The following is a 25059-nucleotide window of genomic DNA, read 5'->3' on the forward strand; positions in this document are numbered from 1 at the left end:
GGAAACCGGAGGAATCATGACCAAGTCAGAATTGATAGAAAGACTTGCAACCCAGCAATCTCACATTCCCGCTAAGGCTGTGGAAGATGCAGTAAAAGAGATGTTGGAACATATGGCCTCTACGCTAGCCCTTGGCGAGCGTATTGAAATCCGGGGTTTCGGCAGCTTCTCATTACACTATCGCGCTCCTCGCACCGGACGTAACCCTAAGACTGGCGATAAAGTGGATCTGGAAGGCAAATACGTTCCACACTTTAAGCCTGGCAAAGAGCTACGTGACCGCGCCAACATTTACGGCAATTGAGTCTACGGATTTAACTGTTAAAAACGGTACCCACGGGTTAATGCCGATCATTTAAGGATCGGTTGACCGATCCGGTGGCTGGTGTAAAAAGGGTTCATATTCATCATGGACCCTTTTTACATGGAACTTTCACAAGCCCTCGGCATTATCAATGTCACCTCGCCAGAGCACGCCCGCAGCCTCTCTGACCTTATTCCTGCTGAACTTATTCACAAAGCGCTGACGCTGACTGATACCGTTACGCTTCGTAAACGTAAACTTCCTCTCGAATCCATGATCTGGCTTGTCGTTGGCATGTCCATCTTCTGCAATCGCCCCATGACCGAAATCGTCAATCTGATGGATATCTCTGACCGTACCGGCGCGCCTTTCACCGCCCGCAGCTCAGTGATCCAGCGCCGAAAAACGCTCGGGGAAGATGCTGTCCGGGAGCTGTTCGACATCACACAGCAGCACTGGAACCAGCAGGCGGCGCATCCGCAGTGGCATGGTCTGAACCTGTTCGCTGTGGATGGTGTGGTCTGGCGTACGGCAGACACGCCGGAAAACAGCGCCGCTTTCAGCAAACACGGCAACCAGCATGGTGAAGGTGGTTATCCGCAGGTCCGGATGGTCTGCCTGATGGAGCTGAGCAGCCATCTGATAAACGCCAGCGCCTTCGACAGCGAAAACGTCAGCGAAATGCGACTGGCCGCGCGGTTGACAGAGAAAACCCCGGATAACAGTATCACTCTGTTCGATAAAGGATTTTACTCCCCGGGGCTGCTTCATCACTGGCAGACAGCCGGAGAAAAACGGCACTGGCTGTTGCCGCTGAAAAAGAACATCCAGTATGAGGTGGTGCGTAAGCTGGGGCGGGGTGACGAGCTGGTACAGCTGAAAACAAGTCCACAGGCCCGGAAGCAATGGCCTGCTCTGCCGATGGAACTGACCGCGAGGCTGCTGACTAAAACAGTGGATGGAAAAGAGCGGCAGGTACTGACTTCCCTGACGGACCCTAACCGGTATCCGGGTAACAGTCTCAGTGAGTTATACAGACACCGATGGGAAATAGAACTGGGTTACCGGGAAGCAAAACAGGGCCTGCTGGACAGTCGCTGGACGCTGCGTAGCAGGCTGCCGGAGCTGGTACGGCAGGAGTTGTGGGGTGTGTTGCTGACGTACAACCTGGTGAGATACCAGATGGTAAGGATGGCGTTCGAACTGAAAGGAGACTATCTGCCGTATCAGTTGAGCTTCAGTGGTTCAATAAGTGAAATAACACGGCTGTTGATAACATTGCCATGGGCTTCACCGGGCAAAATGCCGGGGGAGTTAAGGACGTTGTATGAGAAGGCGAAATGGCTGGTCTTACCGGGGAGAAGAGAGCGAAGTTACCCCCGGGAGCTGAGGGTAAAAAGCAGAAAATATGCGGACAAAAAAACTGCTGGTCACCTTAAGTGACCAGCATTAACCCACGGGTGCCGTTTTTTTATAGCTGAAATTTGGGCTTTCGACTTCTGTCGCATATTTTTTTGAAAACAAGTTCCCCTCCTGAAAAGCCTCGGAAACCTTCCCGCAAGTTCGTTTATTACTGGCTGACGCTAAACTTTTGATACATCACACTGCCCCAAACAAGGAGGTTGCTGTGGTTTCTTTACCAGGGTTCTGTATTAGCGTCATTGCCGGCATTTTACCGCTGTTGTGGTTATCAGATATCCCCGAGATCCCGAGCATTCTGTTAATACTGGCAGCCGGGCTGTGCCTTGCTGTTTTCAGATTTCGGGCGCTACGTTATGCAGCAATCACCGTGATCTGCTGCTGTTGGGGATTATTTGCCGCTAAAGAAAGTCTTATGCCTTTTGAGCGTTGGATACAAAAACCTGTGACTGCTCAGGTTGTTATCACGCGTACTGACGGTGCTCAGAATCATGAGTTAGAAATTATTCAAAGAGGGAAGCAATACCTTTTCCCACCTACAGGCGTTGTTCTGCGGGGCGTCTATTTACCCCAGCCCGTCTGCGCCGGCCAAAAATGGTTGATGACGCTGCGTTTACAACCGGTTCATGGTCAGTTAAACGAAGGGGGATTTGACAGTCAGCGTTATGCGCTGGCGCAGCATTTGCCGCTTCGGGGACGGGTCGTGGAGGCAAAGATACTGAGCGAACAATGCTCTCTTCGTGGTGGATGGCTAAATGCAGTCACTAATGCGACACAATCCTTAACCTGGCAGGGAATCATTCTTGCTTTGGGATTTGGTGAACGTACGGTTATGAGCGCAGAAGTTAAAAACATCCTGCGGCAAACCGGCACGGCACATTTAATGGCAATTTCCGGGCTACACATTTCATTGGCTGCGGGAGTGGGCTGGCTGTTTGCGAGAGCCCTCCAGTTTTTTCTTCCCGCGCATCGTATCCACTATCGAATGCCGCTGCTTGCGAGTCTGTTTACCGCAGGGGTTTGTACCTGGCTTGCGGGTTGTAACCCACCCGCGGCAAGAACATTTTTAGGGCTTATTATTTGGTTGTCGCTTCGTCTGAGCGGCCGGCAATGGTCGAATTGGGAGGTATGGGTCTGCTGCATCGCAGGTATATTACTTTATGACCCTTTAACGGTGTTGTCTGACAGCTTCTGGCTTTCCGTACTCGCCGTCGCCGCTATCATTTTCTGGTATCAATGGGTGCCGCTGCCGCGTCGGGTAATGAACTGGCGTTGGTTTTATCGCCATCTGGCTGGTCTGGTGTATTTACAGGCGGGCATCACTTTACTGCTGCTGCCACTGCAGGTTTTTATATTCCATGGGCTGAGCTTAAATGCGCTACTGGCGAATCTGCTGGCCGTGCCCTTTGTTTCATTTATCGTCACACCATTATTGTTCGCAGGACTCGTGCTGACGGGGATCCCATGGCTGGGGGAATATCTTTGGCGGCTGGTGGATGCCTTGCTGGAGGCGCTGTTTATTTTCCTTAAATATCTTCCGGGAGGCTGGCAGGAGCTGGACGATCGTTTTCAGGCGATCGGTTTTATTGGCTGGTTAGGCATTGGGATCTATCGTTTATCTCTCTGGAGAACTTCTCCGGCTTCAATAGGTGCGTTAACCGTTGTTCTGATTGTTTTTAGCTTACGCACGCCTGAAAGAAAAGAATGGAAAATTACCATGCTGGACGTGGGGCACGGCCTTGCTGTCGTCATCGCCCGTCATGGCAAAGTGCTTTTATACGACACAGGCAATGCCTGGCCTGGCGGGGATGCTGCTCAGCGTATAATCATTCCCTGGCTGCGCTGGCATAATCTCACCCCTGAAGCCGTTATTATTAGCCATGAACACCTCGATCACCGCGGTGGACTCAGCAGCCTGCAACAGGCATGGCCGGGAATTACGGTGCGTAGCCCGCTTCGCTGGGCGAATCATCTTCCTTGTTTTCGGGGGCAAAAATGGCAGTGGCAGGGCCTGAATTTTACTGCCTACTGGCCTCCGGCAGAGCAACGCGCGCAGGGCAATAATGGGTCCTGCGTGGTAATGGTTAGCGATGGCCATTTTCGATTGTTGTTAACCGGCGATATGGAAGCGCCGGCAGAATTGTCTATGCTCAAAAGGCAGTGGGGCGCTTTAGAGGCTGATATCGTTCAGGTTCCCCATCATGGCAGCCGCACCTCATCAAGCGCGCCACTCCTGCGAGCTATTTCAGGAAAAGCCGCGCTGGCTTCGGTTTCCCGTTATAACGCCTGGCGTTTACCCTCTGCCAAAGTCATTGAACGATACAAAAAGCAAGGCTACACCTGGTATGACACAGCCCATTCCGGCCAAATTACTATCCGCGTAAAAAGTGATAAATGGCAAATCAACGGCTTCAGAGAACAAATAATGCCCCGTTGGTACCATCAGTGGTTTGGCGTAACCAAGGATAATAGGTAGAATATGCGGCTATTTCATCACATGCTGGTTTATTGAATGCATAACGATAAAGATCTCTCCACATGGCAGACCTTCCGCCGTCTCTGGCCGATGATTTCTCCTTTTAAAACAGGTCTGATTGTGGCTGGGGTTGCGTTAATTCTCAACGCAGCCAGCGATACCTTCATGCTATCGCTGCTCAAACCGTTACTGGATGATGGTTTTGGCAAAACGGATAAATCCGTTTTGTTATGGATGCCGCTGGTTGTCATCGGGCTTATGGTGATGCGCGGTATAACAAGTTACATCTCAAGCTATTGTATATCCTGGGTTTCAGGCCAGGTGGTTATGAACATGCGTCGCCGCCTGTTCAGCCATATGATGGGGATGCCAGTCGCCTTCTTCGACCAGCAATCGACAGGGACGCTGCTCTCTCGTATTACTTATGATTCTGAACAGGTAGCTTCCTCTTCCTCCAGCGCGCTGATTACCGTCGTGCGTGAAGGTGCCTCTATCATCGGTCTGTTCGTGCTGATGTTCTGGTATAGCTGGCAACTGTCGCTGATTCTGATTGTGCTTGCGCCTATTGTCTCTTTTGCCATCCGCATGGTTTCTAAACGCTTCCGTAATATCAGTAAGAACATGCAGAACACCATGGGGCAGGTGACCACCAGCGCAGAACAAATGCTCAAAGGGCATAAAGAAGTTCTGATTTTTGGTGGCCAGCAGGTAGAAACCGAGCGCTTTAATAAGGTCAGTAACCGCATGCGTCACCAGGGGATGAAACTGGTGTCAGCCTCTTCAATTTCTGATCCTATCATTCAGTTGATTGCTTCCCTTGCGCTGGCATTTGTCCTGTATGCCGCAAGCTTCCCGAGCGTGATGGAAACGCTGACCGCCGGTACTATCACCGTTGTGTTCTCTTCCATGATTGCCCTGATGCGCCCGCTGAAATCATTGACGAACGTTAACGCTCAGTTCCAGCGTGGCATGGCAGCATGCCAGACGCTTTTCTCCATCCTTGATTCCGAACAGGAAAAAGATGAAGGAACGCGCACTATCGAACGGGCGAAGGGCGACCTTGAATTCAGGGATGTAACCTTTACTTATCCTGGTCGCGAGATCCCTGCATTACGCAATATTAACCTGAATATTCCTGCCGGGAAGATGGTTGCGCTGGTCGGACGCTCGGGTTCAGGGAAGTCCACAATCGCCAGCCTGATCACCCGATTCTACGATATCCAGGAAGGTAATATCCTGATTGACGGCGTAGATGTTCGTGAATATACGCTGTCGTCGCTGCGTAATCAGGTGGCGTTGGTTTCACAGAACGTTCATCTGTTTAACGACACTATCGCCAACAACATTGCTTATGCACGTACAGAAAAGTACAGCCGTGAAGATATCGAAAGAGCGGCCCGCATGGCGTATGCAACGGACTTCATCGAGAAGATGGATAACGGGCTGGATACGGTGATTGGCGAAAACGGGGTTCTGCTCTCTGGCGGTCAACGCCAGCGCATCGCCATTGCGCGTGCGCTGCTGCGGGATAGCCCAATTTTGATTCTGGATGAAGCTACCTCCGCGCTGGATACGGAATCTGAACGAGCTATTCAGGCGGCGTTGGACGAACTGCAAAAAAATCGTACCTCTCTGGTTATCGCGCACCGTCTGTCTACGATTGAGCAAGCCGATGAAATCGTGGTTGTGGAAGATGGCCGCATTGTTGAGCGTGGCCCTCACGCTGAACTGATTGCCCATCGTGGCGTGTACGCTCAACTGCATAAGATGCAATTCGGCGAATGATAGAACGCATCTGGTCGGGGAAATCCTCCCTCTACCTGCTGTTATTACCGCTCTCCTGGCTGTATGGCCTGGTGAGCGGTGCTATTCGTCTTAGCTGGAAACTGGGGCTGCGTAAAGCGTGGCGCTCACCGGTTCCCATAGTGATTGTCGGTAATCTGACGGCGGGCGGCAATGGCAAAACGCCGGTCGTTATCTGGCTTGTCGAACAGCTTCAGGCGCGTGGAATTCGGGTTGGCGTTGTCTCTCGCGGCTACGGAGGCAAAGCTGAAAGCTACCCGCTGATCCTCACCCCGCAAACTACGACAGCGCAGGCTGGTGATGAACCTGCATTAATTTATCAACGTACTGGCGCACCTGTAGCGGTAGCACCTGAACGCAGCGCTGCGGTTAAAGCGTTAATCGAGCATGCGCAACCGCAGCTCATCATTACCGATGATGGTCTCCAGCATTATGCGCTGGCGCGGGACAAAGAGATCGTGGTTGTCGATGGCTTGCGCCGGTTCGGCAATGGCTGGTGGTTGCCCGCAGGGCCAATGCGGGAGCGTGTAGGGCGATTAAAATCTGTAGATGCGGTGATTACCAACGGCGGCGAAGCGCAGGCGGGAGAAATCGCTATGCATCTGCGGCCGGGCGATGCCGTTAACCTTCTTAGCGGTGAACGTCGCCCGGTGCAGGCTCTGCAGAATGTTGTCGCGATGGCAGGCATCGGTCACCCGCCGCGTTTTTTTGCCACGCTAAAGCAGTGCGGGATAACGCCGGTTAAAACGGTAAGCCTTGCTGACCATCAGGCGCTCGCTGAAGCTGAGGTCGCAAGGCTGCTGAATAAAGACCAGACGCTGTTAATGACCGAGAAAGATGCGGTTAAGTGTCGTAACTTTGTCGAGGGGCATAAAAACTGGTGGTATCTCCCGGTTGATGCTCATCTTGCCCAACCGCAGGCAGAACAGTTGCTGCGAACATTGGTCGCGCTAGTGAAGTAATCTCTCCGCGCGCCCGGCCCCTTGGTTTGCTGATGACAGGAAAGACTATGGCCCTACCGTACCTGACGTTACGAGCTGCCCGAAACCTTCACCTTGCCGCGCAGGGTTTGTTAACTAAGCCACGCCGCCGCGCCCGCGCTTCAGACATCAGCAAGACAATTTCGCAGATGTCTCTCCTGCAAATCGACACCATCAATATTGTCGCCCGTAGCCCTTATCTGGTGCTGTTTAGCCGCCTTGGGCAATATTCTCCAGGCTGGCTTGATGAAGCATTAGCGAGCGGAGAGCTTATTGAATACTGGGCGCACGAGGCGTGTTTTCTCCCGAAAGACGATTTTGCGTTAGTCCGCCACAGAATGCTGCAGCCGGAAAATATGGGCTGGAAATACAAGCCGGAATGGATGGTGGAGCATGCAAAAGAGATCGAGCTGTTACTTAACCATATTGCGGAAAACGGCCCGGTTCGCTCGGCGGATTTTGAGCATCCGCGTAAAGGCGCCGGCGGCTGGTGGGAGTGGAAGCCGCATAAAAAACATCTCGAAGGTTTGTTTACCTCCGGCCAGGTGATGGTGATTGAACGGCGTAATTTTCAGCGTGTTTACGACCTGACGACACGAGTCATGCCGGACTGGAACGACGAGCTGCACCTTATTCATCAGCAGGATGCTGAACGGCAAATGCTGGAAAACAGCGCCCGTAGTCTGGGTATTTTCCGCCCCGAATGGCTGGCTGATTACTACCGCTTACGCCGCGTCTCCGTGACGTCAGTCATAGAAGAATGGCAGAAACAAGAAAAGGTCACCCCCGTTCAGACGGAAAAACTGGGTGAGATGTGGGTACACCATTCGTTATTGCCATTGCTGCCGCACGCGGAACAGGACAAGCTTAAAGCAACTCATAGCGCCGTGCTGTCTCCCTTTGATCCCGTGGTTTGGGATCGTAAACGCGCGCAAGCGCTGTTCGATTTCTCTTATCGTCTGGAATGTTACACCCCGGTGCAAAAACGTAAATACGGTTATTTCGTTTTGCCATTATTGCATCAGGGCGCGCTGGTCGGACGTATGGATGCCAAAATGCATCGTAAACAGGGCGAGCTGGAAATAATCAGTTTGTATCTGGAAGAGGGCATTAAGCCTCGGGCATCATTGATAAGCGGTCTGCACGACGCATTAACAAAGTTTGCGCTCTGGCAAGGTGCTGTAAGAATTGTTCTGGGAAATATTCCCGCGGCACTGGCTTCATCGTGGGGAACCGGCTGGGAAATTGCCCCGACGAGCTAATCAGTTATGTTATCCTGACGCCCTTGATGGCGCCCGTTCTGGAGTATCTATGGAAAGTCGTTTACTTGAAATCATTGCCTGCCCGGTGTGCAACGGCAAACTCTATTTTAATCAGGAAAAGCAGGAGCTTATTTGCAAACCTGATGGTCTGGCCTTCCCGTTCCGCGATGGAATTCCGGTATTGCTGGAATCCCAGGCGCGTACTCTGACCCTCGATGAGACTAATCCATGAGTTTTGTGGCTATTATTCCTGCTCGCTATTCGTCCACACGTTTGCCGGGCAAGCCGTTAAAAGACATTAGCGGTAAACCGATGGTGGTGCATGTTCTGGAGCGCGCTCGTGAATCTGGCGCAGAACGTATTATCGTTGCCACCGATCACGAAGAGGTGGCGCGTGCTGTAGAAGCCGCTGGCGGCGAAGTGTGCATGACCCGCGCCGATCATCAGTCAGGTACTGAACGTCTGGCCGAAGTTATCGAAAAATGCGCTTTCAGCGACGACACCGTCATTGTGAACGTGCAGGGTGATGAACCGATGATCCCGCCGGTCATCATTCGTCAGGTTGCAGAAAACCTGGCGAACAGCCAGGCGGGAATGGCGACGCTTGCCGTACCAATCGACTCCGCTGAAGAAGCCTTTAATCCGAACGCGGTAAAAGTGGTGATGGATGCGCAGGGCTACGCTTTGTATTTCTCACGAGCCACCATCCCTTGGGATCGCGATCGTTTTGCCCAGTCGCGCGAAAAAATCGGCGATACTTTCCTGCGCCACATCGGCATTTACGGCTATCGGGCAGGTTTTATTCGCCGTTATATCAGTTGGGAACCAAGCCAGCTTGAGCAAATCGAAAAGCTTGAGCAACTGCGCGTCCTGTGGAACGGCGAAAAGATTCACGTCGCCGTCGCAAAAGAGATTCCAGGCATCGGTGTGGATACCCCGGAAGATCTGGAACGCGTTCGCATAGCGATGCGCTAAACCTTTCCTGCTCTAAAAACCGGCCGCTGCGCCGGTTTTTTATTATCTGAAGACATATTGATCTGAGGTGATGACATCTGGCGAAAGCGCGCTCATTATGAAAAGGACCAGTGTTCATAGGGGTAAAGGGTTATGGAGTTGCTGCGGAAGGAATTAAGCCATCTTCTGGGTGAAAAATTAAGCCGCATCGAGTGCATCAGCGAGCAAACGGATACTGCCGTCTGGTCGCTGTATGATAGCGAAGGTCATGCGATGCCTTTACTGGCTAAAAGCTTTACTTCACCAGGGGTTGCCGCGCAGCAGGCCTGGAAAATGTCTATGTTGGCGCGTTCAGGCACCCTTCGTCTGCCCGTGGTTTACGGTATTGTCACTCATGAAGATAACCCAGGCCCGGATGTGCTACTTATGGAGCGTTTGCGTGGCGTTTCCGTTGAAGCTCCAGCCAGAACGCCGGATCGCTGGGAGCAGCTTAAAGACCAGATAGTCGAAGGTTTGCTGGCCTGGCATCGCGTTGACAGCGCAGGTTGCGTAGGCAGCGTTGACAGTACGCAGGAAAATATCTGGCCTTCCTGGTATCGTCAGCGAGTGGAAGTGCTGTGGAACACCTTAAATCAGTTTAAGAACACCGGCCTCACGATGCAGGACAAACGCATCCTGTTTCGCTCACGCGAATGTCTTCCGCGCATGTTTGAGGATTTTAATGATAACTGCGTGCTGGTGCATGGCAACTTCACGCTGCGCAGCATGCTTAAAGACGGTAAGAGCGATCAGCTTCTGGCGATGATAAATCCAGGCATCGTACTGTGGGCGCCGCGTGAATATGAGATTTTTCGTTTGTACGAAGAAGGGCAGGCGGAAAGCTTATTCTGGCATTATCTCCAGCGTGCGCCGGTGGCCGAGTCATTCCTGTGGCGACGCTGGCTGTATGTTCTGTGGGACGCGGTGGACAGGTTGATTCAGACGGGCCGAATAAATCGCCCCGCCTTTGATGCCGCGACGAAAGGTTTACTCCCCTGGATTTCCTGAAATCCCTTTAAGCCACTGCCAGGCTCGCCCCAGCGTTTCGTAACTTACCCGCTCGCTGTGCATCAGCCAAAGCGGTGACGGGATAATTCTTTCCCACGGATTGAGCGGCGACTCAATGGCCATTTGATTAGCCGGCGCGGGAACAGGATTAAGGCCTGCGTTACGGAAAAAAATGACGGCGCGCGGTAAATGCGAGGCGGAAGTCACCAGCAGGAAGGGCTGTTTACCGATGGCTTTTGCAACCGCAGCGGCTTCTTCTTCCGTATCTTTCGGGCTATCCAGCGTGATGATTGCTGAGCGCGGCACGCCCAGGCTTTCGGCGACTCTTGCACCTGCTTCTGCGGTACTTACAGAATTTGTCATTGCGCGTGCGCCTGTAAAAATTATTTTAGCGCCTAGGTTAGCCTGCCATAACCGTATTCCCTCGGTGACTCGTGGGAGACTGTTATTAATCAGGTTCGAACTCGGCGCCCAGTCCGCATTCCAGGTATAGCCGCCTCCCAGCACTACTACGTAGTTCACTCGTTCACCGCCGCGCCACGTTGGATAAGTATCTTCAATCGGCTTTAGCATGCGATCGGCTACCGGCTGAAGGCTAATCAACAGTAAAACAAGCCAACCGGCAGTAAGTAACCCTTTCCCTGTTTTCTGCCAGCGCGTGAACCAGAGCAACAAAATCGCCAGGCCAATCACCAGCAGCAGAAAAGGTAAGGGTAACAACAGGCCGCCGATAAATTTTTTCAGGATAAAAAGCATGAATTCCGGGTCCTTTTTTAACCTTCCAACGGGTAAACGCTGGTGATATTACACCAGCCAGGTTCATTCTTCTGCAAGCTGTGCCAAAATAGCGGTTTTCTAAGACTGACCCTTAAAGGCTGTGGAGTAGTACCCGTGCGTGACCGCAATTTTGATGACATTGCCGAGAAGTTCTCACGCAACATCTATGGTACAACCAAAGGTCTGCTGCGCCAGGCCATCCTGTGGCAGGATCTTGATGCGCTGTTGGCTACCCTGGCGCCGAAGCTGCGAGTTTTGGACGCGGGCGGGGGGGAAGGGCAAACGGGCTGTCGCATGGCTGAACTGGGCCATGATGTCGTACTTTGCGACGTTTCCGCTGAGATGATTGCCCGCGCTCAGGCCCAGGCCTGTGAGAAAGGTGTGAGCGGGAACATGCATTTTGTACATTCCTCCGCTCAGGACATTGGTCAATATTTGGAAAGCCCGGTCGATCTGATATTGTTTCACGCGGTGCTGGAATGGGTCGTTGATCCGCAAGCGGTGCTGCAGTCGCTTTGGGACTGTCTGGCGCCGGGCGGCGCACTGTCGCTGATGTTTTACAATGCTAACGGCCTGCTGATGCGTAATATGTTCGTCGGCAACTTTGAGTACGTGCTTCAGGGCATGAAAAAAAATAAGCGAAAAACGCTTTCGCCTGACAATCCCTTGCCGCCAGAACAGGTTTATCACTGGCTGGAGCAAATTGGCTGGCAAATTACCGGGAAAACCGGTGTGCGGGTATTCCACGATTACCTGCGCGACAAGCACAAACAACGCGATGGTTTTGACGATTTGCTTGAACTTGAAACGCGTTATTGTCGGCAGGAGCCTTTTCTTAGCCTCGGCCGCTATATCCACGTGACAGCAGTCAAGCCGCTTGAGCCAAGGAAAAATTATGAGTGATGTTTCCCAGACAGTACCTGAACTGGTTGCCTGGGCCAGGAAAAATGACTTCTCTATTACGCTGCCAACCGAACGTCTGACGTTCCTGTTGGCCATCGCTACCTTAAACGGCGAAAGGCTCGATGGAGAGTTAAGTGAAGGAGAGCTGGTGGATGCCTTCCGCCATGTGAGCGATGGGTTCGAACAAACGACCGAAACCATCAGCGTACGTGCGAATAACGCCATCAACGACATGGTGCGTCAGCGTTTGCTCAACCGCTTTACCAGCGAAATTCACGAAGGGAATTCGATCTACCGCCTCACGCCGCTTGGGATCGGTATTACCGATTACTATATTCGCCAGCGCGAATTCTCTACGCTGCGCCTTTCTATGCAGCTTTCTATCGTGGCAGGCGAACTCAAGCGTGCCGCCGACGCCGCTGACGAAAACGGCGATGAGTTCCACTGGCATCGCAACGTCTTTGCGCCACTCAAATACTCCGTAGCGGAGATTTTCGATAGCATCGACCTCACCCAGCGCATTATGGATGAGCAGCAGCAGCAGGTTAAAGATGATATCGCGCAGTTGCTGAACAAAGACTGGCGTGCGGCTATTTCAAGCTGCGAACTGCTGCTTTCTGAAACCTCCGGCACGTTGCGCGAATTGCAGGACACTCTTGAAGCCGCCGGGGATAAGTTACAGGCGAACCTGCTGCGCATTCAGGACTCAACCATGGGGCGCGACGACCTGCATTTTGTCGACCGCCTGGTCTTCGATCTGCAAAGCAAGCTGGACCGTATTATCAGTTGGGGCCAGCAGGCCATTGACCTGTGGATTGGCTATGACCGCCACGTTCATAAATTTATTCGTACCGCCATCGACATGGATAAAAACCGTGTCTTTGCTCAACGCCTTCGCGTGTCGGTGCAAAATTATTTCGATGCTCCGTGGGCGCTGACCTATGCCAGCGCCGATCGCCTGCTCGATATGCGCGATGAAGAAATGACGCTTCGCGACGAAGAGGTGACCGGCGAACTGCCAACGGATCTCGAGTTTGAAGAGTTTAACGAAATCCGTGAACAGCTAGCGGCGTTGATAGAAGCGGCATTGCAGAGCTACAAAACCAGACAAGTGCCCCTAGATTTAGGCGTGGTGATGCGGGACTATCTTACCCAATATCCGCGCGCGCGCCATTTTGACGTGGCACGAATCGTGGTCGACCAGGCGGTGCGTCTTGGTGTGGCTGAAGCAGACTTTACCGGCCTGCCGCCGCAGTGGCAGGCAATTAACGATTACGGAGCCAAGGTACAGGCGCATGTCATCAACAAATATTGAAAAAGTGATGCCGGTTAAACTGGCACAGGCGTTGGCCAATCCGTTATTTCCCGCGCTCGACAGCCAGTTACGTGCCGGTCGGCACATTGGCCTCGACGAGCTGGATAATCATGCCTTTTTGATGGACTTTCAGGACGAACTGGAAGAGTTTTATACCCGCTACAACGTGGAATTGATCCGCGCGCCAGAAGGTTTTTTCTATTTGCGCCCGCGCTCCACAACGCTTATCCCGCGCTCGGTATTATCCGAGCTTGATATGATGGTCGGTAAAATTCTTTGCTATCTCTATCTCAGCCCGGAACGTCTGGCGAATGAAGGCATCTTCACACAGCAGGAGCTTTACGACGAACTGCTGACGTTGGCAGATGAAAGCAAGCTGCTGAAGCTTGTGAACAATCGTTCCACCGGCTCGGATGTCGACAGGCAAAAACTGCAGGAAAAAGTGCGATCTTCACTGACGCGCCTGCGTCGCCTCGGCATGATCTGGTTTATGGGCCACGACAGCAGCAAGTTCCGCATTACCGAATCGGTCTTCCGCTTCGGAGCCGATGTGCGCACCGGCGACGATCCACGTGAAGCGCAGTTGCGCATGATTCGCGACGGGGAGGCGATGCCTGTTGAAACCCGCTTGCAGCTCAATGATGAAGCCGACGAGCCACAGAACGCCCAGGATAACGCGGAGGATGAACAGGAATGATTGAACGCGGAAAGTTTCGCTCGCTAACGCTGATTAACTGGAACGGTTTCTTCGCGCGTACCTTTGATTTAGATGAGCTGGTTACCACGCTTTCAGGCGGTAACGGCGCCGGTAAATCCACCACCATGGCGGCATTTGTTACAGCGCTTATCCCGGATTTGACGCTGCTGCACTTTCGTAACACCACCGAAGCAGGGGCCACGTCTGGTTCACGCGACAAGGGCTTGCACGGTAAGTTAAAAGCGGGCGTGTGTTATTCGACGCTTGATGTCATCAACTCCCGTCACCAGCGCGTGGTGGTTGGCGTGCGTCTGCAGCAGGTTGCGGGCCGCGACCGTAAAGTGGATATCAAACCTTTCGCGATTCAGGGCCTGCCGACTTCTATTCAGCCGACGCAGTTGCTGACTGAAACGCTCAACGAGCGTCAGGCGCGCGTGCTGAGCCTGCAAGAGCTGAAAGACAAAGTGGAGTCTATCGAAGGTGTCCAGTTCAAGCAGTTTAACTCCATCACCGATTACCATTCTTTAATGTTCGATCTGGGTATCGTGGCGCGTCGTCTGCGCAGCGCCTCGGACCGTAGCAAATATTATCGCCTGATTGAAGCCTCGCTTTACGGCGGGATTTCCAGCGCCATCACCCGTTCTCTGCGTGATTATCTGTTGCCGGAAAACGGCGGCGTGCGTAAAGCGTTCCAGGATATGGAAGCCGCGCTGCGTGAAAACCGCCTGACGCTGGAAGCGATTCGCGTGACCCAGTCCGATCGCGACCTCTTTAAGCATCTTATTTCCGAAGCCACTGACTATGTGGCGGCGGATTATATGCGCCATGCCAACGAACGACGCATTCATCTGGATAAAGCGCTCGAATTCCGCCGTGAACTGCACATCAGCCGCAAGCAGCTTGCTGCGGAGCAGTTTAAACACGTCGATATGGCGCGTGAGCTAGCCGAACACAGCGGCGCGGAAGGGGATCTGGAAACGGATTACCAGGCCGCCAGCGATCACCTGAACCTGGTGCAAACGGCTATTCGTCAGCAGGAAAAAATCGAGCGTTATGAAGCCGATCTCGAAGAGCTGCAAATGCGTCTCGAAGAGCAAAACGAGATTGTCGCCGAAGCTCACGAACAGCAAGAAGAGAACGAGGCACGCGCGGAAGCCGCAGAGCTGGAAGTGGACGAGCTGAAAAGCCAGCTTGCCGATTACCAGCAGGCGCTCGATGTGCAACAGACTCGCGCTATTCAATATCAGCAGGCCCTGCAAGCTTTAGAACGTGCCCGTGCGGTTTGCCATCTGCCTGATTTAACCGCAGACAGCGCCGACGAATGGCTGGACACTTTCCAGGCCAAAGAGCAGGAAGCGACAGAAAAATTGCTGACGCTGGAGCAGAAAATGAGCGTGGCGCAAACGGCACACAGCCAGTTTGAACATGCTTACCAGCTTGTCACGGCAATCAGCGGACCCGTGAGCCGCAGCGAAGCCTGGGAAGCCGCGCGTGAATTACTGCGCGACAGCAATAACCAGCGCCATCTCACCGAACAGGTTCAGCCGCTGCGCATGCGTCTTAACGAACTTGAACAGCGCCTGCGTGAACAGCAAGAGGCCGAGCGTCTGCTGGCTGAATTCTGCAAACGTCAGGGCAAACAGTTCGATCCTGAAGATCTTGAAGCGCTGCACGAAGAGCTTGAAGAACGTATCGCGACGCTGCAGCAAAGCGTTTCCGATGCGAGCGAGCAACGCGTTTCCCTGCGTCAGGAACAGGAGCAAATTCAGGCGCGCATTAAGCGTCTGACGCTGCGTGCGCCTGTCTGGCTGGCGGCGCAAACCAGCCTCAATCAGCTTTGCGAGCAAAGCAACGAAGAATTCGAAAGCAGCCAGCATGTGACTGAATACATGCAGCAACTGCTGGAGCGCGAGCGCGACGTCACGGTAGAACGAGATGAAGTCGGCGCCCGTAAACGCGCTATCGATGAAGAAATCGAACGGCTTAGCCAGCCGGGCGGCGCCGAAGATCCGCGTCTCAATGCTCTGGCTGAACGCTTTGGCGGCGTGCTGCTATCAGAGATTTATGATGATATCAGCCTTGATGACGCACCGTACTTCTCGGCGCTGTATGGCCCATCCCGCCACGCTATCGTCGTACCGGATTTATCCCTGGTGCGTGAACAGCTCGAAAGCCTGGAAGATTGCCCTGAAGACCTGTATCTGATTGAAGGGGACCCGTCCTCGTTTGATGACAGCGTCTTTACCGTAGAAGAGATGGGCGCTGCGGTGCTGGTGAAAACCGCCGAGCGCCAGTGGCGATATTCCCGCCTGCCGGAACTGCCGCTGTTTGGCCGCGCGGCGCGTGAAAATCGTCTCGAAAATCTGCATGCAGAGCGCGAAACCCTGGCGGAACGCTTCGCCACGCTTTCCTTTGATGTTCAAAAATCTCAGCGCCTGCACCAGGCGTTCAGCCGCTTTATCGGCCAGCATCTGGGCGTGGCATTTGACGAAGATCCTGAAGAGGAAATTCGCCATCTCAATACCCGCCGCGGTGAAATTGAACGCGCCATCAGCAATCACGAAAACGACAATCAGCAGCAGCGTCAGCAGTTCGATCTGGCAAAAGAAGGCGTTGCACAGCTAAACCGCCTGCTGCCGCGCGTCAGCCTGTTGAACGACGAGACGCTGGCAGACCGCTGCGATGAAATTCGCGAACGCCTGATGGAAGCCGAAGAAGCTGCGCGCTTTATCCATCAGCATGGCAGCCAGTTGGCCAAACTCGAAGCGGTTGCCTCGGTCTTGCAAAGCGATCCGGAACAGTTTGAGCAGCTAAAAGAAGATTATCACTACGCGCAGCAAATCCAGCGCGATGCGCGTCAACAGGCGTTTGCGTTAACTGAAGTGGTGCAGCGTCGTGCGCACTTTAGCTATTCCGATTCCGCAGCCATGCTGGACGGTAATAGCGATCTAAACGAAAAACTGCGCAGCCGTCTGGAGCAGGCAGAAGCGGAACGTACGCGCTCCCGTGAAGCGTTGCGCAGCCATGCGCAGCAGCTCAGCCAGTTCAGTCAGTTGATGGCCTCGCTGAAAAGCTCGTTCGATACCAAGAAAGAGCTGCTCAACGACTTGCATAAAGAGCTGCAGGACATCGGCGTGCGTGCCGATACCGGGGCGGAAGAGCGTGCCCGTATTCGCCGCGATGAATTACATACCGCGCTGAGCAACAACCGTTCCCGTCGTAATCAGCTCGAAAAAGCCTTGACCTACTGCGAAGCGGAAATGAGCAACCTGACCCGCAAGCTGAAACAGTTGGAGCGCAGCTATTTCGAAATGCGCGAACAGGTGGTGACGGCGAAAGCAGGCTGGTGTGCGGTAATGCGCATGGTGAAAGACAATGGCGTGGAGCGCCGTCTTCACCGCCGCGAGCTGGCCTATCAGACCGGCGACGAACTGCGTTCCATGTCGGATAAGGCGCTTGGCGCGCTGCGTCTGGCGGTGGCGGATAACGAACATTTACGCGATGTGCTGCGGATGTCCGAAGATCCAAAACGTCCGGAGCGTAAAATTCAGTTCTTCGTGGCGGTTTATCAGCATCTGCGCGAGCGTATCCGCCAGGATATTATTCGTACTGACGATCCGGTAGAAGCCATCGAACAGATGGAGATTGAGCTGGGCCGCCTGACAGAAGAGCTGACCTCACGCGAGCAGAAGCTGGCGATCAGTTCCCGCAGCGTGGCGAATATTATTCGTAAAACCATTCAGCGCGAGCAGAACCGCATTCGCATGCTGAACCAGGGGCTGCAAAGCGTCTCCTTCGGCCAGGTAAATAGCGTACGCCTGAATGTTAACGTCCGCGAAACGCATGCGATGCTGCTTAACGTCCTTTCCGAGCAGCATGAACAGCATCAGGATCTGTTTAACAGCAACCGTCTGAGCTTCTCTGAAGCGCTGGCGAAGCTGTATCAGCGTCTGAACCCGCAAATCGATATGGGCCAGCGTACGCCGCAGACCATTGGTGAAGAGCTGCTGGACTACCGCAACTATCTTGAGATGGAAGTGGAAGTTAACCGAGGTACGGATGGCTGGCTGCGTGCGGAAAGCGGCGCGCTTTCTACGGGTGAAGCTATCGGTACCGGGATGTCGATTCTGGTTATGGTTGTGCAAAGCTGGGAAGAGGAATCACGCCGCCTGCGCGGTAAAGACATCTCGCCTTGCCGCCTTTTGTTCCTTGATGAGGCCGCCCGTCTGGATGCCAAATCAATCGCAACGCTGTTTGAGTTGTGCGAGCGACTTGAAATGCAACTGATTATTGCGGCGCCTGAAAACATCAGCCCGGAAAAAGGCACCACCTATAAGCTGGTTCGTAAGGTCTTTAACAATCACGAACATGTGCACGTTGTTGGTCTGCGAGGCTTTGCCGCACCGCTACCTGAGGCTTTGCCAGGTACGGCGGAAGTCTCCTGATAGTCCTCTTTATGCTCTTGTCAAACAGCGGGCTTCGGCCCGCTGTTTTTGCTTCTGAAACCTCTTAATCTTTAATTTTCTTTACGTTTATGCGGGTAATTGATTTTTACTGTTTATATACTGATAAAAGAACCAGGCGAAAGGCTGGTTACGATAAACAGTAAAACAGGGGGCAAAGGATGTTGCTTATGAAAATACATGGTTTTAGAGCGTCGGCTATAAGTTATTGCCTGGCGCTCAGTCTGGCTCCACTGTTTACGGTGCAGGCGCAAGAGCAAGAGCCTGCCGTGGTTCCTTCTGACAGCTCCGCAGTGACTGCAGAGCAGCCGACCGCGCTTGAGCAACCGTTAGCTCAGTCCAGCGCCACGGCGGCGATGGCGGGCACACTGGCGCTTGATTCTGCCTCAATGTCTGCCGCGCAAAGCCGTTCTCAGCTCCTTGCGCAACTGCCTGCAGGCTATGCTCCTGTCTACCTCAACGCGCTGTCCGCTTTTTATGCTGCTCGCGATATGAAACCGATGTGGGAAAACCGTGATGCGGTGCAGGCATTCCAGCAACAGTTAGCGGAACTGGCTATCGCCGGTATTCAGCCTCAGTTTACGACCTGGGTCGAACTGCTGACCAATCCTTCCGTTACCGGCATGGCTCGCGACGTTGTACTTTCTGACGCAATGATGGGCTATCTGCAGTTTGTCTCCGGTATTCCGACCGAAGGTAACCGCTGGCTGTATAGCACCACGCCTTACAAAATGAAGACCGCGCCTTTGTCTGTCATTAATCAGTGGCAGGTGGCTGTCGATCAGGGCACGCTAGTGAGCTTTATCGCTACGCTTGCGCCTCAGCATCCACAATATGCCCGTATGCATCAGTCGCTGGTGCATTTGTTGGGTGATACTCGTCCGTGGCCGCAGCTAACCGGTAAAGAAACGCTTCGTCCGGGACAATGGAGCAACGATGTTCCGGCGCTGCGTGAAATTCTCGCCAGAAGCGGCATGCTGCAGGTTGAGCCGGCGATTTCGCTACCGGGTGATGACAGCACGAACACCCAGACCGCGGCTGCGGTGAGTCCGTCTGCTGTTGCCGTCGAAAGTGAGGGCAACGCTCAGGGCGTTCCCGATGCGGTTGTCGGAGCGAAGAAAAAGCCTTCCGCAGCGGTACGCAGCGCTTATAGCCGCGAACTGGTTGAAGGGGTGAAGCGCTTCCAGAAATGGCAAGGGTTGGGAACGGATGGCGCAATCGGGCCCTTAACTCGTGACTGGCTGAATGTCACGCCACAACAGCGGGCTTCGCTCGTCGCGTTGAATATCCAACGTTTACGCCTGCTGCCTAATAAGCTTGATACCGGCATCATGGTGAACATCCCCAACTATTCGCTGGTGTATTACCTCAATGGCAGCGAAGTTCTGGCATCCCGCGTTATTGTCGGACGTCCGGATCGTAAAACGCCGATGATGAGCAGCGCGCTCAATAACGTCGTGGTTAACCCGCCGTGGAACGTGCCAAATACGTTAGCGCGTAACGACATCCTGCCTAAAGTCCGTCAGGACCCCGGCTACCTGGACCGCCACGGTTACAGCGTGCTGCGCGGCTGGAGCAACAATGCAGAAGCCATCAATCCCTATAACGTAGACTGGCAAACCATTACCGCCAGCAATTTACCGTTCCGTTTCCAGCAAAAACCGGGCACTCAGAATTCGTTAGGGCGATATAAATTTAATATGCCGAGTTCCGATGCTATCTATTTGCACGACACGCCGAACCACAATCTGTTCCAGAAGGATGCGCGAGCGCTAAGTTCCGGGTGCGTTCGAGTCAATAAGGCATCTGAACTGGCTAATATGCTGTTACAGGATGCCGGCTGGAATGACACGCGTATCTCCAGTCAGCTAAAAGACGGCAGCACTAAATATGTCAACATTCGCCAGACAATCCCGGTCAACCTCTATTATCTGACCGCATTTGTCGGTGAAGACGGGCGTACACAATATCGTACAGATATTTACAATTACGATCTTAGCGCGCGATCTGGCGCACAAATCCTTTCAAAAGCCGGATTATTGATTAAGGAAATGCAGTAATACTAATGAATTAGTGGTCGTAACAGGTGTAATACTCAGCCGGGTCCCTCACAGGGCCCGGTTTATCTGGGTTTTGCGGCATCTTGACTCAACGTTCTTAGCCAGTTAAGGTGCGAAGCGTGCGCCAGAAGTGCATATTATTCGACCATTTTTCATTTGTAGACCTGGACATCATGGACAAATTTGACGCTAATCGCCGCAAGCTGCTGGCATTGGGCAGTGTGGCTTTGGGTGCCGCTCTGTTGCCGACGCGAGCGTTTGCAACCCTCTCGACACCGCGCCCGCGCATTCTGACTCTCAATAACCTTCATACAGGTGAGACGTTAAAAGCCGAGTTCTTCGATGGCAGAGGCTATATTCAGGATGAATTAGCTAGACTTAACCATTTCTTCCGTGACTTTCGCGCGAATAAAGTTAAGGCCATCGATCCCAAGCTGTTCGACCAGCTTTATCGTCTGCAAGGGCTGTTAGGAACGAATAAACCCGTACAGCTTATTTCCGGTTACCGTTCTTTGGATACCAATAACGAGTTGCGTGCGCATAGCCGTGGGGTGGCGAAAAAAAGCTACCACACCAAAGGGCAGGCAATGGATTTCCATATTGAAGGGATTTCGTTAAGCAATGTTCGCAAAGCAGCATTATCTCTGCGCTCAGGTGGTGTAGGATATTACCCGGGTAGCAACTTTGTGCATATTGATACCGGGCCATTACGGCACTGGTAAAACAACGGAATCCGGCGTTCGTTGCCGGTAATGGAGCAGCATGAATTATCACCTTATCCCGGTAACGGCCTTTGCCCAAAACTGTTCTTTGATCTGGTGCGAAGAAACCCTGCAGGCAGCCATAGTGGACCCTGGCGGTGAAGCGCAAAAGATAGTCCAGGAAGTGACGGCAAAAGGTGTGACGGTAGGTCAAATCCTGTTAACCCATGGTCATCTTGATCATGTGGGCGCCGCTGCTGAGCTGGCCGCACATTACGGTGTGCCTGTAGTCGGTCCGCAAAAAGCAGACGATTTCTGGCTACAGGGATTGCCGGCACAAAGTCGAATGTTTGGTCTGGATGAATGTTTACCTTTAACCCCAGATCGCTGGCTGGATGAAGGTGAGACCGTTTCCGTCGGGAATGCGACATTGCAGGTGCTGCATTGTCCAGGGCATACGCCGGGGCATATCGTCTTCTTTGATGACAAGGCGAAGCTGTTGGTTTCCGGCGATGTAATATTCAAAGGTGGAGTAGGGCGCAGCGACTTCCCGCAGGGGGATCACGCGGCGCTTATCGATTCGATTAAGCGTAAGTTATTACCGCTGGGCGACGATGTGACCTTTATTCCCGGTCATGGCCCGCTTTCCACGCTTGGGTATGAGCGTCTGCATAACCCTTTCCTGCAGGACGAGTTACCGGTCTGGTAAAAAAAGAGCCACATAAGCGGCTCAGATTGCAGACAAAGAAGGAAAAAACGTGGTTTTTCCTTCTTTGTGGTTGTCAGCCGAAAATCAATAAATTGATTTTCCTCGTTTTTTATACGACGACACCCTTTAGTTTTATGACGCCGGAAGGCTTGTCATCATTCTCAAAAAGAGCCGCTTATGCGGCTCTTTTTCCATTGATAATATTTACAGCACAGCGACAATCGCTTCGCACAGCGGCGCCATATTGTCCGGAGTCATCCCCGCAACGTTGACGCGGCCAGATGCCACGGCGTAAACGCCAAACTCTTCGCGCAGACGCAGAACCTGTTCTTTCGTCAGGCCACTGAACGAGAACATGCCGTTCTGGTTGATAATAAAGCTGAAATCACGGTTTGCGCCTTTCTCCTGCAGCGTGTTCACAAATAGCTGACGCATACGGTGAATACGCTGACGCATGTCGGTCAACTCTTGTTCCCAGAGTGTACGCAGGGCTTCGTTGCTCAGGATGATTGCCACTACGGAAGCGCCGTGTGCCGGCGGGTTAGAGTAGTTTGCGCGAATAACGGATTTCATCTGGCTAAATGCGCGATCGGCGGTATCCGCATCGGCAGCGACCAGAGTACAGGCGCCTACGCGCTCGTTATACAGACCGAAGTTTTTCGAGTAGGAGCTGGCTACAAGCAGTTCCTTATGGCTTGCTGCAAAGACGCGCAGGCCTTCGGCATCTTCTTCCAGACCACGGGCAAAACCCTGGTAGGCGAAATCAAACAGCGGCAGCCAGCCCTTTTCCTGCGACATTTTCGCAAGCGCTTGCCATTGATCTAAAGTCGGGTCGATACCGGTTGGGTTATGGCAGCAGCCATGGAAAAGCACCACATCACCCGCCTGCGCCGCCTGCAGGCTGTTAAGCAGACCATCAAAGTCGAGAGCATGTTTGTCGGCATCGTAGTATGCGTATTCGCAAACTTCCAGACCTGCGGAGTTAAACACGCTTTTATGGTTAGGCCAGCTAGGATTACTTACCCACACGCGTTTTGTTGCAGTGTTTTTTGCCAGGAAATCAGCCGCTACGCGAAGTGCGCCTGTGCCGCCAGGAGTTTGCGCCGTGCGCGCACGTTTGGCTTCGCTAATTGCATTACCTTTGCCAAACAGCAGTGCCTGAGTGCAGCGGCCAAATTCGGGAATACCGTCAATGCCCAGGTAGTTCTTTGTATTTTCATTTTCCAGCAGAAAAGCTTCGGCCTTTTTAACGCTGGTCAGAACCGGTGTTTTACCAGTCTCGTCCTTATAAACCCCAATGCCGAGGTTAATTTTTGTCGGGCGGTCATCGGCACGAAACAGATCGGCCAGGCCAAGAATTGGGTCGGCAGGGGCAGCGGTAATGTTCTCAAACATGACTTGGTTCCATTGTGATATCGAGGGGGAAACGCTCTCAGGTTAACTGCTGTTTTCACAAATGCCAACCGTTTGCGACAAAAAGAAATAACCGGCGGCGCAGGCTGGTTATTTTCGATTTTCAGGCATAAAAAAACAGGGCCGAAGCCCTGTTTTTTATATTCAGACAGACAAGCTGTCGAATAATTAGAACTGGTAAACGATACCCACCGCAACGGTGTCGTCATAAGCAACGCCGAGCGCGTTGTCTTTGTCGATCTGGTTGATGATGTAATCAACGTAGGTGGACATGTTTTTGTTGAAGTAGTAGGTCGCGCCAACTTCGATGTAGTTGATGTAATCAGCATCGCCAACACCAGCAACGTCTTTCGCTTTAGATTTGTAGTAAGCGATGGATGGACGCAGACCGAAGTCGAACTGGTACTGGGCTACAACAGAGAAGTCCTGAGTTTTGTTAGCAAAACCAACGCCATCACTGATGTAAGTTGCGTTACGGGTTTCGCCGTAAAGAGCCGCCAAGTAAATGTTGTTGGCATCGTATTTCAGACCGGTTGCCCACTGCTCAACTCTTTCACCGTTGCCGTCAGCTTCCTGAGCGTTGGTACGGTCTGCTGCGCCGTAACCGCCTACGATACCGAAGCCTTCAAAGTCATAGCTCAGAGAGGTTGCCCAGCCGTCGCCGTTGGACTTAGCAACGTCGGTACGTTCGTTTTTGCCCAGGTACTGAACGCCGAAGTTCAGGCCGTCAACCAGGCCGAAGAAGTCGCTGTTACGGTAAGTTGCAAGACCACCGGTACGGCCAACGAAGAAGTTATCGCTTGGAGCTGTGTCACCGCCGAATTCTGGCAGCATATCGGTAACGCCGATGGCGTCATAAACCAGACCGTAGTTACGACCGTAGTCGAAAGAGCCTGCATCGCCAAATTTCAGACCGGCAAACGCCAGACGGGTTTTGCTGCCTGCAGTACCTTCAGATTCAGCACGGTTGCCAGAGAACTGGTATTCCCACTGGCCGTAACCGGTCAGTTGGTCATTGATCTGAGTTTCGCCTTTGAAGCCCAGACGAGCATAGGTCTGATCGCCGTTGCCGCCGTAGCTGTTGTCGCCGTTGTCTTTAGAAAAATAATGCAGACCTACCGCTTTACCGTACAGGTCAACTTTGTTGCCGTCTTTGTTATAGATTTCTGCAGCGTTAGCTGCACCGGCTACCAGCAGAGCAGGGATAACCACTGCCAGAATGTTGCGCTTCATCATTATTTATTACCCTCATTGGTTTTTTGTGAACACCTGCCACTGCCGTCAATAATTCTTTACGGAACTATTGATGAGAGTTTGGTGTCTTTCTGTATCTGTCAGGCATCTTTCCATCCATGAAACCGTTTCGCTAGCCTGAAAGTGCTACAAATGTCTAAACTAAGTAACCAAAAGAAAATATGTGTAACCAATTGTATATTTCAGGGAACTTTGTGAACCAATTCAAACTTCGACTGGATTTGGTTATTTAATTAGCGCTCCATAACATATATATATGAATTACTTATGTTTAATCCGCATAATGAAAAAAATGCATTACCTTTCGTTTACATTTGGACATTTTAAGTAAAATTTTTAGATGTCCAGACATCTGTGCAAATTTTATGCAAATATGCTAAGCAAGTGCTTTCTGAAAAAGCATGACAAAAATAAGGATTATTTTGTGACGGGGTATTTCGCAGACATGCTTCGTTACGAGGAAGCGACGGGATGGGGTTGTAATTGACGTTTGTTTAACTTTTGTTGAAGAAAAATGACTTT

General features: G+C 52.6%; 19 protein-coding genes. 16 read left to right on the plus strand and 3 right to left on the minus strand.

What is annotated here, in order from left to right; genetic code table 11:
* The first annotated feature begins 16 nt into the window (after positions 1-16).
* The 9 genes from ihfB to MUA00_RS04775 all read left to right on the plus strand — a co-directional run bounded on the left by ihfB (position 17) and on the right by MUA00_RS04775 (position 10245).
* Entirely contained in the window at positions 17-304 is a 288-nt protein-coding gene (ihfB, locus tag MUA00_RS04735) for an integration host factor subunit beta (protein WP_121267284.1), read from the plus strand.
* 120 nt (positions 305-424) lie between these two features.
* Positions 425-1747 carry an IS4 family transposase gene (locus tag MUA00_RS04740; protein ID WP_271122061.1) on the plus strand — a complete coding sequence of 441 codons (1323 nt, stop codon included), beginning with the start codon at positions 425-427 and terminating at the stop codon, positions 1745-1747.
* A gap of 184 nt (positions 1748-1931) precedes the next feature.
* Positions 1932-4199, plus strand: a complete 2268-nt coding sequence (locus MUA00_RS04745; RefSeq protein WP_271122060.1) for a ComEC family protein — start codon at positions 1932-1934, stop codon at positions 4197-4199.
* A gap of 36 nt (positions 4200-4235) precedes the next feature.
* Positions 4236-5984: a lipid A ABC transporter ATP-binding protein/permease MsbA gene (gene msbA / locus MUA00_RS04750; protein WP_271122059.1), complete on the plus strand. Its 1749-nt coding sequence runs from the start codon at positions 4236-4238 to the stop codon at positions 5982-5984.
* Entirely contained in the window at positions 5981-6964 is a 984-nt protein-coding gene (gene lpxK / locus MUA00_RS04755; protein ID WP_271122058.1) for a tetraacyldisaccharide 4'-kinase, read from the plus strand. The genes msbA and lpxK overlap by 4 nt, the downstream gene beginning before the upstream one ends.
* Before the next feature lie 47 nt (positions 6965-7011).
* Positions 7012-8244: a winged helix-turn-helix domain-containing protein gene (locus tag MUA00_RS04760; RefSeq protein ID WP_271122057.1), complete on the plus strand. Its 1233-nt coding sequence runs from the start codon at positions 7012-7014 to the stop codon at positions 8242-8244.
* 49 nt (positions 8245-8293) lie between these two features.
* Positions 8294-8476, plus strand: coding sequence for a Trm112 family protein (locus MUA00_RS04765; protein ID WP_271122056.1), 183 nt, complete (start codon positions 8294-8296; stop codon positions 8474-8476).
* A complete protein-coding gene (kdsB, locus tag MUA00_RS04770) occupies positions 8473-9219 on the plus strand; it encodes a 3-deoxy-manno-octulosonate cytidylyltransferase (RefSeq protein WP_271122055.1) in 747 nt (248 codons plus the stop codon). Before MUA00_RS04765 ends, kdsB begins: the two co-directional genes overlap by 4 nt.
* Positions 9220-9351: 132 nt before the next feature.
* The gene (locus MUA00_RS04775) at positions 9352-10245 is read left to right on the plus strand and encodes a YcbJ family phosphotransferase (RefSeq protein WP_271122054.1); all 894 of its coding nucleotides are present in this window, start codon (positions 9352-9354) and stop codon (positions 10243-10245) included.
* On the opposite strand, the gene elyC is transcribed toward MUA00_RS04775, so the two are convergent.
* On the minus strand, positions 10225-11001 hold the full coding sequence (gene elyC / locus MUA00_RS04780) for an envelope biogenesis factor ElyC (protein WP_271122053.1): 777 nt from the start codon (positions 10999-11001) through the stop codon (positions 10225-10227). The genes MUA00_RS04775 and elyC overlap by 21 nt on opposite strands.
* Before the next feature lie 135 nt (positions 11002-11136).
* Between elyC and cmoM the strand changes: the two genes are divergently transcribed.
* The 7 genes from cmoM (at position 11137) to MUA00_RS04815 (ending at position 21870) form a co-directional block, all read left to right on the plus strand.
* Positions 11137-11925, plus strand: coding sequence for a tRNA uridine 5-oxyacetic acid(34) methyltransferase CmoM (gene cmoM, locus MUA00_RS04785; protein WP_271122052.1), 789 nt, complete (start codon positions 11137-11139; stop codon positions 11923-11925).
* Entirely contained in the window at positions 11918-13240 is a 1323-nt protein-coding gene (gene mukF / locus MUA00_RS04790) for a chromosome partition protein MukF (protein WP_271122051.1), read from the plus strand. Before cmoM ends, mukF begins: the two co-directional genes overlap by 8 nt.
* Positions 13221-13937 (plus strand): chromosome partition protein MukE, encoded by a 717-nt coding sequence (gene mukE, locus MUA00_RS04795; RefSeq protein WP_271122050.1) that lies wholly within the window; start codon positions 13221-13223, stop codon positions 13935-13937. Before mukF ends, mukE begins: the two co-directional genes overlap by 20 nt.
* Positions 13934-18382, plus strand: a complete 4449-nt coding sequence (gene mukB / locus MUA00_RS04800) for a chromosome partition protein MukB (RefSeq protein ID WP_271122049.1) — start codon at positions 13934-13936, stop codon at positions 18380-18382. The genes mukE and mukB overlap by 4 nt, the downstream gene beginning before the upstream one ends.
* 179 nt (positions 18383-18561) lie before the next feature.
* The gene (gene ldtD, locus MUA00_RS04805; protein ID WP_271122048.1) at positions 18562-20460 is read left to right on the plus strand and encodes a L,D-transpeptidase; all 1899 of its coding nucleotides are present in this window, start codon (positions 18562-18564) and stop codon (positions 20458-20460) included.
* 173 nt (positions 20461-20633) lie between these two features.
* A complete protein-coding gene (locus MUA00_RS04810) occupies positions 20634-21182 on the plus strand; it encodes a YcbK family protein (RefSeq protein WP_271122073.1) in 549 nt (182 codons plus the stop codon).
* A gap of 40 nt (positions 21183-21222) precedes the next feature.
* Positions 21223-21870: an MBL fold metallo-hydrolase gene (locus MUA00_RS04815; RefSeq protein ID WP_271122047.1), complete on the plus strand. Its 648-nt coding sequence runs from the start codon at positions 21223-21225 to the stop codon at positions 21868-21870.
* 204 nt (positions 21871-22074) lie between these two features.
* Here MUA00_RS04815 and MUA00_RS04820 read toward each other — a convergent pair whose 3' ends face one another.
* Positions 22075-23265: an amino acid aminotransferase gene (locus tag MUA00_RS04820; protein ID WP_271122046.1), complete on the minus strand. Its 1191-nt coding sequence runs from the start codon at positions 23263-23265 to the stop codon at positions 22075-22077.
* 186 nt (positions 23266-23451) lie between these two features.
* Complete coding sequence (ompF, locus tag MUA00_RS04825) at positions 23452-24519, minus strand: porin OmpF (protein WP_271122045.1); 1068 nt, start codon at positions 24517-24519, stop codon at positions 23452-23454.
* Between the last annotated feature and the right edge of the window lie 540 nt (positions 24520-25059).

It is taken from the genome of Dryocola boscaweniae (assembly GCF_025215095.1).
Classification (GTDB): domain Bacteria; phylum Pseudomonadota; class Gammaproteobacteria; order Enterobacterales; family Enterobacteriaceae; genus Dryocola; species Dryocola boscaweniae.

Coding starts and splice junctions, on each gene's coding strand:
- MUA00_RS04820 (WP_271122046.1), bottom strand. CDS start 23,265: ATGTTTGAGAACATTACCGCTGCCCCTGCCGACCCAATTCTTGGCCTG.
- ompF (WP_271122045.1), bottom strand. CDS start 24,519: ATGATGAAGCGCAACATTCTGGCAGTGGTTATCCCTGCTCTGCTGGTA.
- mukF (WP_271122051.1), top strand. CDS start 11,918: ATGAGTGATGTTTCCCAGACAGTACCTGAACTGGTTGCCTGGGCCAGG.
- MUA00_RS04740 (WP_271122061.1), top strand. CDS start 425: ATGGAACTTTCACAAGCCCTCGGCATTATCAATGTCACCTCGCCAGAG.
- MUA00_RS04815 (WP_271122047.1), top strand. CDS start 21,223: ATGAATTATCACCTTATCCCGGTAACGGCCTTTGCCCAAAACTGTTCT.
- ihfB (WP_121267284.1), top strand. CDS start 17: ATGACCAAGTCAGAATTGATAGAAAGACTTGCAACCCAGCAATCTCAC.
- mukE (WP_271122050.1), top strand. CDS start 13,221: ATGTCATCAACAAATATTGAAAAAGTGATGCCGGTTAAACTGGCACAG.
- MUA00_RS04760 (WP_271122057.1), top strand. CDS start 7,012: ATGGCCCTACCGTACCTGACGTTACGAGCTGCCCGAAACCTTCACCTT.
- mukB (WP_271122049.1), top strand. CDS start 13,934: ATGATTGAACGCGGAAAGTTTCGCTCGCTAACGCTGATTAACTGGAAC.
- kdsB (WP_271122055.1), top strand. CDS start 8,473: ATGAGTTTTGTGGCTATTATTCCTGCTCGCTATTCGTCCACACGTTTG.
- ldtD (WP_271122048.1), top strand. CDS start 18,562: ATGTTGCTTATGAAAATACATGGTTTTAGAGCGTCGGCTATAAGTTAT.
- msbA (WP_271122059.1), top strand. CDS start 4,236: ATGCATAACGATAAAGATCTCTCCACATGGCAGACCTTCCGCCGTCTC.
- MUA00_RS04775 (WP_271122054.1), top strand. CDS start 9,352: ATGGAGTTGCTGCGGAAGGAATTAAGCCATCTTCTGGGTGAAAAATTA.
- MUA00_RS04810 (WP_271122073.1), top strand. CDS start 20,634: ATGGACAAATTTGACGCTAATCGCCGCAAGCTGCTGGCATTGGGCAGT.
- lpxK (WP_271122058.1), top strand. CDS start 5,981: ATGATAGAACGCATCTGGTCGGGGAAATCCTCCCTCTACCTGCTGTTA.
- elyC (WP_271122053.1), bottom strand. CDS start 11,001: ATGCTTTTTATCCTGAAAAAATTTATCGGCGGCCTGTTGTTACCCTTA.
- MUA00_RS04765 (WP_271122056.1), top strand. CDS start 8,294: ATGGAAAGTCGTTTACTTGAAATCATTGCCTGCCCGGTGTGCAACGGC.